This is a genomic window from Agarivorans sp. QJM3NY_33, from assembly GCF_050870865.2.
In the GTDB taxonomy this organism is placed as follows: domain Bacteria; phylum Pseudomonadota; class Gammaproteobacteria; order Enterobacterales; family Celerinatantimonadaceae; genus Agarivorans.
In genome coordinates this window covers 2,539,888-2,552,988 of the sequence record NZ_CP194039.2, presented here as the reverse complement: position 1 = coordinate 2,552,988, position 13,101 = coordinate 2,539,888, and the positions used below count along the sequence as shown (strand labels likewise).

General features: G+C 43.8%; 10 protein-coding genes. 5 read left to right on the top strand and 5 right to left on the bottom strand.

The genetic code is table 11. The features are described 5' to 3' along the window. Positions 1 to 2: 2 nt before the first annotated feature. Both tamA and tamB read left to right on the top strand, forming a co-directional pair. Positions 3 to 1,697, top strand: coding sequence for an autotransporter assembly complex protein TamA (gene tamA / locus ACRRSY_RS11495; RefSeq protein ID WP_432463210.1), 1,695 nt, complete (start codon positions 3 to 5; stop codon positions 1,695 to 1,697). Further along, positions 1,694 to 5,434: an autotransporter assembly complex protein TamB gene (gene tamB, locus ACRRSY_RS11490; RefSeq protein WP_432463209.1), complete on the top strand. Its 3,741-nt coding sequence runs from the start codon at positions 1,694 to 1,696 to the stop codon at positions 5,432 to 5,434. Before tamA ends, tamB begins: the two co-directional genes overlap by 4 nt. Before the next feature lie 57 nt (positions 5,435 to 5,491). Here tamB and ACRRSY_RS11485 read toward each other — a convergent pair whose 3' ends face one another. Beyond that, a complete protein-coding gene (locus tag ACRRSY_RS11485) occupies positions 5,492 to 6,349 on the bottom strand; it encodes a tetratricopeptide repeat protein (protein WP_432459356.1) in 858 nt (285 codons plus the stop codon). Between the two features lie 147 nt (positions 6,350 to 6,496). On the opposite strand from ACRRSY_RS11485, the gene ACRRSY_RS11480 reads away from it, so the two are divergent. Then, positions 6,497 to 7,297: a response regulator gene (locus ACRRSY_RS11480; protein WP_432453175.1), complete on the top strand. Its 801-nt coding sequence runs from the start codon at positions 6,497 to 6,499 to the stop codon at positions 7,295 to 7,297. A gap of 12 nt (positions 7,298 to 7,309) precedes the next feature. Here ACRRSY_RS11480 and ACRRSY_RS11475 read toward each other — a convergent pair whose 3' ends face one another. Then, positions 7,310 to 7,594, bottom strand: coding sequence for an HlyU family transcriptional regulator (locus ACRRSY_RS11475; protein ID WP_432453174.1), 285 nt, complete (start codon positions 7,592 to 7,594; stop codon positions 7,310 to 7,312). A gap of 116 nt (positions 7,595 to 7,710) precedes the next feature. Here ACRRSY_RS11475 and rmuC point away from each other — a divergent pair, with 116 nt between their 5' ends. Beyond that, the gene (gene rmuC / locus ACRRSY_RS11470; RefSeq protein ID WP_432463208.1) at positions 7,711 to 9,129 is read left to right on the top strand and encodes a DNA recombination protein RmuC; all 1,419 of its coding nucleotides are present in this window, start codon (positions 7,711 to 7,713) and stop codon (positions 9,127 to 9,129) included. A 47-nt stretch (positions 9,130 to 9,176) separates the two neighbouring features. Here rmuC and malZ read toward each other — a convergent pair whose 3' ends face one another. Next, positions 9,177 to 11,030 carry a maltodextrin glucosidase gene (gene malZ / locus ACRRSY_RS11465; RefSeq protein WP_432463207.1) on the bottom strand — a complete coding sequence of 618 codons (1,854 nt, stop codon included), beginning with the start codon at positions 11,028 to 11,030 and terminating at the stop codon, positions 9,177 to 9,179. A gap of 95 nt (positions 11,031 to 11,125) precedes the next feature. After that, positions 11,126 to 11,839 carry a pseudouridine synthase gene (locus ACRRSY_RS11460; protein ID WP_432463205.1) on the bottom strand — a complete coding sequence of 238 codons (714 nt, stop codon included), beginning with the start codon at positions 11,837 to 11,839 and terminating at the stop codon, positions 11,126 to 11,128. Between the two features lie 48 nt (positions 11,840 to 11,887). Between ACRRSY_RS11460 and ACRRSY_RS11455 the strand changes: the two genes are divergently transcribed. Further along, a complete protein-coding gene (locus ACRRSY_RS11455) occupies positions 11,888 to 12,511 on the top strand; it encodes a single-stranded DNA-binding protein (RefSeq protein ID WP_432461112.1) in 624 nt (207 codons plus the stop codon). Here ACRRSY_RS11455 and ACRRSY_RS11450 read toward each other — a convergent pair. Next, positions 12,508 to 13,011, bottom strand: coding sequence for a DUF3087 family protein (locus tag ACRRSY_RS11450; protein WP_432463204.1), 504 nt, complete (start codon positions 13,009 to 13,011; stop codon positions 12,508 to 12,510). The two genes, ACRRSY_RS11455 and ACRRSY_RS11450, sit on opposite strands and share 4 nt — an antisense overlap. Between the last annotated feature and the right edge of the window lie 90 nt (positions 13,012 to 13,101).

The window sequence follows — 13,101 nt, the reverse complement described above, 5'->3', positions numbered from 1 at the left end:
GCTTGCTTGGTCGTTTATTGCCGATAATTGTTGTGATGATTGCCTTTTCGGTAAAAGCGCTAGACTTTGACTATCAAGGACTCGATGGTTCACTGAAAGACAATGTGAAGGTTTACCTCGAGGCGCAAACTTTCCCCGAGAATAGTAGTGATCGACGCATCATCAGCGCCAGTACTGAACAAACTAGAAATGCTTTACGTGCTTTAGGTTATTACCAAAGTGAAATTTTGGTAAGCCGAATCGATGAGGGGCGATTTTCGGTGGCGGTAGAGGTGGGAAAACCGTTGCTGGTCAATCAATTGAATATTGATTTAACTGGTGCTGCAACGCGAGATAGTCGTTTTAAAAAAGTAATTGTAAACAGTGGATTGGTAAAGGGGCAGTCGTTTTCTCATGTTGCTTACGATAACTTGAAAGCAGAGTTAAATCGTCTGGCTTCTCGTTATGGCTATTTTGATGCGGCTTATAGCCAGGCTGAGATTAAAATTAGTATCAAGCAGAATACTGCCGATATTTTTCTGAGTTACGACTCTGGTCCGCGTTACCATTTTGGCGATATTATTTTTTCCAATCCTGATTTACCTCTGCAAATGTTTGCCAATCTTGCTGATTTTAAGCAAGAGGATAAATATGATGCAAAAAAGGTGGGCCAATTTAATCAGCGTTTAGGGGAAACTGACTATTTTCAGCTGATTTCGGTGCGACCGGATCTGGATAATCGTCATGAGCAACAGATTGATCTGTTGGTTGACTTGGGCTTGAAGCCCAGAGACTCTATTGAAGTGGGAGGCGGGATCACCACCGACATAGGACCTCGAGTTCGTTTGAAATGGAATCGACCTTGGGTCAATGACAAGGGCCATAGTCTTAGCTTTGAGCTGGAAGCTGCGCAACCGAAGCAGAGTGCATTGTTTGTTTACCGTATTCCTATGAACAATCCGGTGGATGATTATCTCGATATCCAAGCGGGATATCTGCTTGAAAAAACCAATGATACCGAGAGTGACAAGATTGTGATTTCTACCACCCGCCAATGGAGTTGGGATAATGGTTGGACTCCGTCGGTTTTTGTAAAATGGCAACATGAAGAATATGTACAGGCCAATCAACAATCGGTTAGTAATTTGGTATTACCTGGGGTTAATTGGGCGAGGCTGCGCACTCGAGGCGGTCTTGACCCTTATTGGGGAGATAATCTACAAGCCAGTATTGAAGTTGGACACCCTTACTGGGGTTCTGATGTTGAGTTGCTGCGGTATACCTCGTTAGCTAAATGGTTACGCGCATATCAAAAGCATCGTTTGTTATTGCGTGTGGATTTAGGTGGGGTGTTAGTCGACAACCTCAGTGACGTTCCAGCCTCGATGCGCTTTTTTGCCGGTGGAGACCAAAGTATCCGTGGTTATGATTACAAAACCATTTCGCCTACAAATAACCAAGGCCAGTTGATTGGGGGAAAATACCTAGTCACTGGTAGTGCTGAATACAATTACCAATTTGCCAAGAATTGGCGAGTCGCCACTTTTGTTGACGCAGGTACCGCAACGAATGACTTTTCTGAGCCAACATCTGTTGGGGTTGGCATGGGGATCCGCTGGATCACTTTAATCGGTCCTTTACGTGTCGATATCGCTAAGGGTTTGCAAAATGAATCCGAACCCTGGAGATTGCATTTCTCTATAGGTCCCGATTTATGATCTTTAAATGTATTAAGTTTGTGGTCATCGCCGTGAGTGCGGTGCTTTTTAGTTTGATTATTGCGCTATCATTTAGTCCAAGTACCGAGTGGTTGTTAGTGCAAGTGTCGAAGGCCGTCGATGGTTTAACGATCCTTCAGCCTCAGGGCAATTTCTATCAAGGTATTCAAGCCCGGCAAGTGGTTTGGCAGCAACCAGGTTTGACTGTACAGTTAAACCAGCTCAAGCTTGGTTTTGATTGGGTGTGCATTAGTCAAACCCAGCTCTGTATCGATCACTTGGATACAAGCCGTATTAGGCTTGATCTTGATTCCGAGGTGATGGCGGCTAGCGTGTCGACCACTGAGCCTGCACCAAGCACTTCGCCAATATGGACGCCGCCAGTTCCTTTTGTTTTACAGCGATTGAATGCAGGGGATGCCTTACTCAATCTAGACGGGGTCGCGCTTAGCTGGCATCAGTTGGATTTGCGGGCAAACTGGCAGCACCAGACGATCGAGCTTGAGCAATTATTGCTAGAGCAATGGGCAGTCGTTCTGCCAGAATCTCAGCTTAATACTACTTCAACTCAGCCAAATAGCTCGCCGCTCCCCGATACATTGACAATATCATTACCCGATATTAGCCTGCCTTATCAGGTGAATGTGAAGCAACTTCGTTTTAGTCAGGGGCGGGTCAATGACGGTCAGAATGACTACCTGTTTCCTGAGTTGACACTCGCCGCGACAGTCGGTTTTTCATCGGTAGATATTCAGGTGCTGCACTTACTTAGCCCTTGGGGCGAGTTAGACCTGAGTGGTCGTCAGGGTTTTCAAGCGAGTTTTGCTTCACAATTAATCGGCTCTTGGAAGATGCAAGTAGAGCAGCAGCCACTTGACATCGAATTTTCGTTACACGGCGACGGTACTGATTTAGTCAGCGATATTCACAGTCGTGGTTGGTTGGCCGCAGAGCTACAGTTACAGAGCGCTTGGCTTAAGCCAAATATTCCTTTCCAATTAGACGCCAAGTTGCAACAGAAATTTCCATTATTGTCCGAGCAACTTTCACTGGCCAGTTTCAAGCTTCATGCCGAAGGCGGACTCAAGCAGTATCATTTACAATGGCAAAGTGAGCTTTCGGGTTTACAGGACTTGTGGCTAAACGGGAAAGTGACAGGAAATTTAAGCCAAATAGACCAATTTTCAATGCTTGGTGAATTGTTGGATGCGCCGCCGGAAAATTCGTCAACAGTGGCGCCAGAATCGACAGCGAAGCCTAAATCTCTGGGCGGGTTTCAGTTACAAGGTTCGGCATCCTGGCAAGCTCAGTTGCAAGCCAACGTTTCGCTCAATATAGAGCAATTAGCGCTTCATCATTGGTTGGCCCTAAGTGATGAGTTTGCATTACCTAAAATAGATGGCAAGCTCAACGCGCAGCTCAGTGAGCAACAATGGCAAGTCTCTCAGGCCGATTTTACTGGCCTTTGGTTTGAGCTACCCTTAAGCGCATCATTAACGGCTGAGGGAAACCTGAAGGGGCAAACTAACCAAGGCTATTTAGACTTGCGTTTGGGCCACAGTCAATTACTTGCCGACGCAAATCTTGTCGGTGATAAACTACGCTTGAACAGTACTCTAGATACCCCCCAGTTGGCAGAACTGCCTTGGTTGAGTGGGGGGCGCGCAGGCCTAAATTTAAAACTGAAAGGGCCGCTTAATCAGCCTTTCATCGATTGGTCCTTGCAAGCCGATGATATTGAAACTAAGCAGCTTGGTCTCGATTCACTCAGTAGTAAAGGTCAGTTGAATTTAGACTCGAGTTTGACGGGAAAATTTGGTTTGAATTTGTCCCGATTAACGTTAGCAGAGCAGGTAATTGACAATGCCAGTATCAACTATAGTAGTGACAAAAGTCATCAGCAGTTAGCCCTTAAGCTTGAGCAAGTTGCTCGTAAATTAAATATGTTATTGCAGGGTCAAGGAGATTTGCAGCAATGGAATGGGCAAGTCAGTGATGCTGATATAGAAGCGGAGCTGGGGACTTGGTCTTTGTCTCAGCCGATTGATTTAACCTTGGTTGAGGGGATAGCCACCGTTGGTGCTCATTGCTGGAGTAAGCGACCGAGCCAGTTGTGTTTGAACGCGCCCTTAAGCAGTGATGGGAATAGTACACTCGATTTAAGTATTGAACAGTTCGATTTTGCCAGCCTAAAATTGTTTATGCCGGAAGGACTAGCATTAGAAGGCCGCGCCTCCTTGCACCTCGATTCTAGCTTGAATCGATGGCGACCAAAAAAAGGGAAACTTAAGCTCAAATTTTCACCGGGTCGCATGCTACGGCATCAAGAAAATGAAAATTTAAGTTTGGCGTATCAACAACTGGATCTGAGCGTGGATCTCGTAAACCAGCGCTTACGTTGGCAAGCACGCTTGTCATCGGAGCAATTAGGAACGATTCGCTCTCAGGGGAATGCCGATTTGCTACGTGATGGTGAGCTTGCAGCCGAGCTTCGCTTAGAAGATCTGCAGCTATCTCCCTTGTTACCTTTTGTTGAAGCGTTGAATCATTTGTCAGGCCAGGTGAATGGAACTGTGAGCGTCGCGGGCAAACTTAAATCACCGAAGTTGCAGGGAGAAATTAATCTTGTCGAGGGAGTACTCAGTGGCCCCGATATTCCTTTAACGATAGAGCAGCTGCAAAGTCGTCTGATCTTTAATAATCAAACGGCAAGTTTAAATGGCAGTTTTCGTAGCGACGGCCGAGATGCAACTTGGCAAGGTCAATTTACATGGCCAAATGACAAATTACTCGGAGACATCGACTTTACTGCCGATAAACTGTTAGTCAATGTTGATCCTTATGCAAACCTTGTTGTTTCGCCAAATATAACGGTGGCCATTAGCGATAGTTTGATAGCCGTTGGTGGTACGGTTAGGGTGGATGAAGGCGAAATAAAAGTGAAGTCTTTACCTGAGTCGGCGGTAACTGAGTCAAGTGATGCGATTGTGATGGAAGAGCAGAGTGAGACTCCGACCACCAAGCATACCTCTTTGGATGTGACGGTTACCTTGTCCGATAGTTTGAGTTTACAAGCCCTTGGATTAGATACTCGCTTGCAGGGGCAGTTAAATTTGAAACAACAGCCCACAGAGCCTTTGATTGCAAATGGACGGATCGAACTCGTTGACGGTAAGTTTATGGCTTATGGTCAAAACCTCATCATAGAGAAGGGGTGGTTAATGTTCACCGGGCCTTTAGATCAACCTTACTTAGATTTTCAAGCTATTCGAAATCCCGCCACAATTTCGGACGATGTTACGGTGGGCGTCAAGGTTGTCGGTTTGGCCGATGCGCCTCAAGTCAACTTATACTCTGATCCTGCGATGTCGCAGAATGAAATGTTGTCATATTTGTTACGTGGACGTGCGTTAGGCGATAACGAACAAGATAGTAATGCTCTCTCTGCAATGCTGTTGAGCGCTGGTGTTAATCGTGCTGGTGGTTTGGTTGGCAATGTTGGGAATACTCTGGGGGTTAAAGATTTGTCCTTAGCGACAGCAGGCTCTGGTAGCGCAACTCAGGTTGAGGTGAGCGCATATATCTTACCCGGAGTGCAGGTGCGTTATGGGATGGGAGTATTTGATCCGGTGAATGAGTTGACCGTGAAGTATGAGCTATTACCGAAGTTGTTTATTGAAGCCTTTTCTGGCCTAAATAGTGCCTTGGACATCTATTATGAGTTTCATTTGGAGTAAAAAACAAACGGGATCCAAGCCAATATAAATAGATATTGGCTTGGATTACAGAGCTGTCTAGTAGAGTAGGCTAAAGTACTTACGTCTAAATTGAGAGGCCAGAGGATCACCATTTAAGGTCGCCAAAATATCTAAAAAGTTCTTTTTGATCTGACCATCGAGACTTTCTAGGTTTTTTTGTAATATGCTAAACAATAATTCTAAGGCCTCTTGGTTACGCCCTGCTTGTGAATATTGAATGGCTAAGTTTAAGCGGATCTGTTCATTATCTTCAGGGCTGTTTATTTTCGCTTCCAAGGCCTTTATTTCGGGGCTGTCGGCAGCTGCTTGCAATAATTCCAATTGGCTTTTTAAAGCGTGATAATCGGCTTGTTGCTCTTCTAAAGGCAAACCATTTAATAGTCCTTCGGCTTCTTCTGTCTGCTGATTATTTAACAAGGCTTGGATCAATACTAAGATGATGTCGTTGCGTTGCGGAGCAAGTTGATGCGCTTGACGAATCTGCATTAAAGCTTCGACGGGTTGTTCTTCTGCTAACAGAGCCTTTGCCTTATTGAACAGTTGTTCTTCAGGGGGAGGCAGATAACGACCAATGGTTTCACTAATCACTTCAGGGGCGGGGATCTCAGCGAAACCGTCCACTGGGCGTCCTTCTTTTAAAATAACCACTGCGGGTGCTTGAGTCACCCCCAGCTGTTGAGCCAATTGGGCTAATTCATCCATGTTCAAGCGCGCCAAAATAAAGCTAGCGTCGCTTTGTTGGTGAATATTTTGTAATAATTGGAATAGTGCTTCACATTGAGGACTAGCGGGTGACCAAAAATGAACCACCACGGCTTGATTGAATGACCCTTCTATTAATACTTGTTGGGCGTTTTCGAAACTAATATCGATAACAGATGTACTCGGCTGCATAGTGTTTCCTAAAAATTATTTAAGCTTAATTTGGTGATTAATCGCTAGTTTTTCAAGTCAAAGACCAAGATTAGCAAATTAGCGATAATAATGCGGAAATTTAACAGGTAAACTAAGCATCAGTTCAATTTATTCTAACAGGACGTTATGGAATCTTTGTCGTTAGGCGATCTTACAATTTTATTGGTCGAACCATCTAATATGCAGCGCAATATCATACGCACTCGTTTTCACGAAGCGGGCATTGATAACTTTTTAATGGCTGAAAACTGCCAACAAGCGGTGAACTTAGCAATTCAGAGTGCCCCCGACTTAGTCGTAAGCTCGATGTACTTTATGGATGGCACCGCGACGGACTTAGTGCAACAGTTACGCGCTAACGACTTAAGCCGTGATATCGCCTTTATGTTGATTTCGAGTGAAGCCTGCCACCATACCCTAGATGCGATTAAACAGGCAGGGGTGATAGCAATTTTACCGAAGCCTTTTGAATTTACTCATTTGTTAGCCGCATTACAGGCGACGATTAGTTACATAGAACCGGATGCTTCTTATCTGGCTAATATTGATTATTCAAGCAAACGAATTTTGGTGGTCGACGATAGCCAAACCGCGCGGCGGCACATTTCTAAAGTGCTGGAAAACATCGGTATTCGTCAGGTGCTGGTGGCTGAGCACGGACAGCAAGCCTTAGCTTTGCTTGAACAGCATCCAGTTGATTTAGTGATTACTGATTACAATATGCCGGTGATGGATGGGGCGGCTCTAATTGAGTCTTTGCGACAGCATCCAAGGTTTTGTGATATTCCTGCCTTGATGGTGACATCGGAAAATAATGGCGCGAAGCTTGATGGAGTTCGTCAAAGTGGTGTCTCAGCTTTAGTCGATAAGCCTTTTGATATTGATGTTGTCAAACAAGTCTTAGCGAGCTTGTTTGACCATCAATAAGTGATTCCGCCATTATTCGAAGATCTGATCACCCATTTGATCGATGAAAGTTTTACATTTATGCACCGCCAGTTCTGCTGCATCTTCAGCGCTGGCGCAGGTATCGGAGCGAATAAAATGATGTTGTTTTACTTCATCAGCAATGGTTTTGCTAATCATTGCTGAGACACGATACTGACCATTGGCTGACTGTGGGCAGGCCGCGATAATAAAACCTTTATATTCTTGCTCAGGGTAGCTTTTGGCTGGTGTGGGTGTAGATTCAAATAATTTCTTAAATGCCGAAAAAATACTCATCTTAGTGAATTTCCTAAAATTAAACTAAAAATATTAGTGCGACGGCGCGTTTAGCCCTCACCCTAAGGTATGATGCATGATAACGAGCATCTCATCTTAAGCGCAATGGAATTACCGTGATATTAGAGTTTATTTCATCCCAGTTTAATCAATTTAGCGGTCTATCGACCATCTGCCTATTGTTGTTAGTGATTTTGCTTTATATACAAAGGCAGCTTTCTCGACGTTCGATGAAGGAACAATTCGCTGGATTGAAATTACAGCTTGAGCAAACGAGTGCTCAATTAGTTACCACGGGCCAAGCTTTGGAAGACGCGACTACAAATCTTCATCAGCAACAGTTAAAGAATGCAGCTTGTGAAAATGAACTCCATCATTTACGCGAGTTGTCAGAGCAATTTCAGGCTAACCAACAATTGTTACAACGTGAGCAGCAACGCTGTGCGCTGTTGCAACAAAAAGACCTTAACTTACAAGACCGGATCCGTTACCTAGAACAGAGCGAAGCTCGAGTGAGTGCTCAGTTTGAGCTGTTAGCTAACAAAATTTTCTCGGAAAAAGGTCAAGAATTACAACAACAAAGTAAGCAAAGTATCGAAGCGGTATTGCAACCTTTAAAACAACAGTTAGACGGTTTTAAACAACAAGTTCAAAGCAGTTATGAGAATGAAGCCAAACAGCGACATTCACTAAAAGATCAAATCGTCACTTTGCAACAACTCAATCAGCGAATGAGTGATGATGCGGTAAAACTAACTAAAGCACTTAAAGGCGATAATAAACAGCAAGGGGATTGGGGAGAATTGATCCTCGAGCAAATTTTGCAATCTTCTGGTTTGCGAGAAGGTTATGAGTACCACACTCAAGTGATGGGGGTAAACCAACACGGGCAGAAAATAAAACCCGATGTTGTGGTTAAATTGCCGAATGACAAAGCGGTGATCGTCGACTCAAAAGTCAACCTTGTGGACTATGAGCGCTATTTTAATAGTGAAGACAAAGAGCAGCAGCGTAGTGCTTTGAAGGCACATGTTAAAAGCCTACGTCAGCAAATTATTGGTTTAAGTAAAAAGGATTACCAAACCTTATATCAGCTGAACTCTTTAGATTACGTATTACTATTTGTGCCGATTGAAGGTGCCTACCTTAGCGCGCTGGAGCATGATCCCCAGTTGATTAAGTTTGCGATTGAAGCCAATATTTTGCTAGTGAGTCCTAGTAGTTTGATGGTTGCCTTGCGAACCATTCAGAATTTATGGCGCAGTGAACATCAACAACAGAATGCACAAATCATTGCGCAACGCGCTGGTAAGTTATTTGATAAGTTTGTCGCTTTTACTGAAGATTTAACGACACATGGCCAACAAATACAGCGAGCTTCTGATAGCTATCACAGTGCGATGAATAAACTTAGCTCAGGCAAAGGCAACTTGATTAGGCAGGCTCAACAATTGAAAGACTTACAAATTAGTTCAAGCAAATCGCTAGCGGATAATTTTTTGGAAAACAATAAATTGTCAGATGAAGGGGCGTGAGGGTAGCACTGCCAAGTATTCGTATTGGCAGTGCTTTGAATGTTACTCTACATCGCTGGTCGGTGTTCAATAGAGCTGAGTATTTGTGAAGATTGGGCGGCACATTCAATCGTTAATTGATTGTGATTGAGTGTTAATTGTTCTCCAGATAATCGTTCAAGGTAGCAGCGTGATTCCAGTACGAAATGTTCTAACGAGATGGTGAGTTCTTGGGCTGGCCCGCGATTGACGACCACAATACTGTGTTGACCAGGTATCCAACGTAGATAGACCCAGATGTCAGCTTGTTCTGCAAGACTTATCAGATCCCCCTGTTGTAGTTCTATACGCTCTTTACGCAATGCGATTAAGCTTTGGTAATGCTTGAACAGCTTGTGATCCCATTGATCTTGATCCCAAGGGAAGCAGCGACGACAGTCTGGATCGTTGCCACCAGTGACTCCCACCTCGTCCCCATAATAGATAGACGGTACACCGATATAAGTGAGTAAAAGCGTTACGGCGATCTGCTTCAGTTGACGATTTTCTTTGACTAGATGTAAAAATCTTGGGGTATCGTGACTGTCTAATAAATTATATTGGGCAAGTTGATTAGCAAATGGGATTGAGGCTCGGGCCTCGGCAAGCCAGGTTGCTAAATCGACTCCGCTTAGGTGAATTGGTGCATGTCTTGGTACGTCGGTGTCAGTGAGAAAGGCAACCACAGGATGGCAAAATCCATAATAATTCATCGCGCCGTCTTGTTGTTCTCCTTGTAACCATTGGCTAGCTTCTGAAAAATGCTCTCCGATCATATAGGCTTGTGGGTTGGTTTGTTTAATCGCATTTCTAAATTGGCGGATGTGATGCGCGTTATTTAGAGCGCTGTTGTGTTCACCGAGCATGTGTGCCACATCAAAGCGCCAACCATCAATTTGATAGGGTGGTTTGAGCCAATGTTTAAGCATGGCGTCTTTTCCAGAATAGATCGCTTGCTGAACTTCTGGCTCAGCAAAATTCAGCTTAGGCAGACTGGTAATCCCCTTCCAAGACCAGTAGTGGCCGTCGTTATCAAAATGATACCAATTACGATAGGGAGAGGAGGGATGATTATAAGCGCCGTTTTTGCCTTGTTGATAGAAGTCGATCCAAGGGTGTTGATTCGAGGTATGATTTACAACAGCATCGAGCATTAACTTCATATGTCGTGTTTTTAAGGCTGCGCTTAATGATATTAGCGCCTTGTTTCCGCCAAAGTGAGGTTCAACTTGCCAGTAATCAACGCAGTCATATTTATGGTTGCTGGGGGAAGCAAATATTGGATTCAGGTAAAGAGCGGTGACTCCCAGTTGTTGAAGATAATCGAGTTGTTGCTCGATACCTATTAAATCACCACCGTAAAATTCGGTAGCGCCGGTTCCCGAGTGAGTTTTTGCTACTGGCTCTCCCCATTGTTTTTGCACCACAGGCCGACCATCTTGGTGATATTGATAGGTATCGGCGGACGGGGTTATGTCGGGTTTGCCATTGGCGAACCTTTCAGGAAATATCTGATAAAAAACCTGTTGTTTGACCCATTCAGGAGGCTGAGCATCAGAATGAATTTTAAAGTGATAATGTTTTTGAGGAAGGCGCACCGACTCACCTGCCGCATGCAGATAGACTTGTCGATCGCTATACACAAATTTAAAGCAGTAGAGAGTATGGGGAGCATGAACACTCACCGGAATTTTAACTTGCCATTTTAGCCAAGAGCCACTGGTTGAGCAGGGCTGCATGTCCATGAATAGTTCCTCATGGTCTGGCTCAATTCGAATCAGGACTTGTTCATATTGCTCTGCTGGATCAGTATACAAGGTAATGAGGTAATGCTCGGCTTGTCGAACGACTTGGCTTTGCGGATGAAATCTAAAACTTGTCATATCTATACCTCGCTGGTTTGCAATCTTGCTTCGTTCGATTCGTTGTCAAACAACAGATTGAGCTTAACACTGTAAATTTACTAATGACTTATGAGTCATTTGGCTTGTTCAAAGCTTGCGATTTCCTGGGGAGTCAAGGTTCTATATTCACCCGGTGCAAGTTGTTCATCGAGCTTTATTTGCCCAACTTGCCAACGATGTAAACCAAGCACTTTATTCCCTAAAGCGGCAAACATACGTTTTACTTGATGATATCGTCCTTCGGTAATTTGTAGGTCAACTTCTGTTGCACTGAGTGGCTCAATTAAAGCGGGTTTGGTTAATTTATCTTCACCACGCAACAAAATACCTTGTCGAAGTTGCTCTAAATCCTGCAAACTGAGCGATTCTGCTAGTTGGACTCGGTACGCTTTATATTTCCCACTGTTGGGGCTAGTGACGCGATGGGACCATTGTCCGTCAGTGGTAAGCAGTAGTAAGCCACTGGTATCTAAGTCTAAACGTCCGGCTGCATGGAGTGCAACGGGTGCAGCGGTGGTAATTAAAGAGAGCGCACTTGGATGACCCGCTTCCGCGGCAGTACTCAGGTAGCCCGTGGGTTTATGGAGCATGAAATAATGCTGAGAGATTAAGCTTAATGGTTGACCATCTAGATGTACTTGTTGCTCCGCATACAGCGTTTGTTGTGCTTGTACCTTCAATTGGAGGTCAATTGTCACTCGCTTATTTTTGATTAGTTTTTTAGCATCACTGCGGGAAATGGACATTGCTTTTGAAAGGTATTTGTCTAATCGACAAGGGTATTTCATAATGGCCCTAATATAAGCATAAATGAGGATAATAACGTTAAATTGGCTATGACAACAAACGCTTTATGCCGCTCAGATATTGAATTATTGGGCAACATTGTAACCAAGCAAGTGACCCTTCGTTATTTTAGCGATGGGACTGCTATCACTCAATTTGACTTGTTGGTAAAGAAAAAAACGAAACCGCCAGCCAAGGAACGTGTAGATGTGTTCACGGTTACTGCACGCGCAGATGAAGCGGAGCGCTTAAAACAATATGCCAAAGCCGGAGATGGGGTGGTTGTCAAAGGGCGACTTAGATATCAAAAAGACTCTGAAGGGCGGATTATTAGCGCCATAGAAGCAGAACAACTAAGTTTTATTGGCGCGCCTACCCAGTTGTACTGGAACAAGTTAACCTTAGTTGGCCAATTGCTTAGTAAGTCTTCATTACGTCAGAGCGTGAATAACCAAAGTTATTTAAAGTTACAGCTAGCTACTGATGACGCGGAACCGGCACAGCTTACCAGCTGCAATCTGTGGGGTTACCCCGCAGAATTAGTTGATAAGCAATCGAATGTAGGTGACAAGCTAGTGATTGACGGTAGTCTAAAGAAAGCTTTTGCCGAAGACTTGCTCATTTCTCCGGTGCTGGTCGATGGTCATACATGTGTTTTGATCAACCAGTTCTAGTAAGCTTTTAATATCTCGCTGTGGTAATCGTTTATATTAATAACAAGACCTTGTTTTGCGATTGCCTCATCAAGCTGCTGTTCGGATAAATTCAGTTCAGTTAGCATGAGAGTGTTGTCGTCAAGTTGCCAAATTTGACGGCTTCCCTGATAACTAAACTTGATTGCAGTGAAGGCATTCAATTCAGCTCGATCACAAGCTTGCACGAGAGAAGACATCTTTCGATTAATTTTGTTTAGTTCTTGTTTTAAATTCCAAATATAGACGACCTCATCAAACCAAGGCTGATTTTTGCAATAGCGAACGATTGGAAACATCGACACCACTGCGCTCACGACTCCAAGCAGATTGAATATAAAATTATCATCATTCTTAGAAAATAAGTAAATCCAACAACTTGACCAAACTAAGCTTGAGATAATTAATACCGTAGATATGCCAAAGTAGCAGTATCGGGAGCGAGTCTGATAACGTTGTTTGTCTACTGGTTTTAGTTGCATTATTGTTCCTTCAACGATATTTAAAGAGAATGATTCTAATAAATTATTAGTCATTATATATGACCAAACCGTGACTTTTATATCGCTATT

What these genes read in the sequence shown, in the direction of transcription:
- ACRRSY_RS11485 (WP_432459356.1), bottom strand. Translation starts at nt 6,349, where the DNA reads ATGCAGCCGAGTACATCTGTTATCGATATTAGTTTCGAAAACGCCCAA.
- ACRRSY_RS11475 (WP_432453174.1), bottom strand. Translation starts at nt 7,594, where the DNA reads ATGAGTATTTTTTCGGCATTTAAGAAATTATTTGAATCTACACCCACA.
- ACRRSY_RS11480 (WP_432453175.1), top strand. Translation starts at nt 6,497, where the DNA reads ATGGAATCTTTGTCGTTAGGCGATCTTACAATTTTATTGGTCGAACCA.
- ACRRSY_RS11450 (WP_432463204.1), bottom strand. Translation starts at nt 13,011, where the DNA reads ATGCAACTAAAACCAGTAGACAAACAACGTTATCAGACTCGCTCCCGA.
- ACRRSY_RS11455 (WP_432461112.1), top strand. Translation starts at nt 11,888, where the DNA reads ATGACAACAAACGCTTTATGCCGCTCAGATATTGAATTATTGGGCAAC.
- malZ (WP_432463207.1), bottom strand. Translation starts at nt 11,030, where the DNA reads ATGACAAGTTTTAGATTTCATCCGCAAAGCCAAGTCGTTCGACAAGCC.
- ACRRSY_RS11460 (WP_432463205.1), bottom strand. Translation starts at nt 11,839, where the DNA reads ATGAAATACCCTTGTCGATTAGACAAATACCTTTCAAAAGCAATGTCC.
- tamB (WP_432463209.1), top strand. Translation starts at nt 1,694, where the DNA reads ATGATCTTTAAATGTATTAAGTTTGTGGTCATCGCCGTGAGTGCGGTG.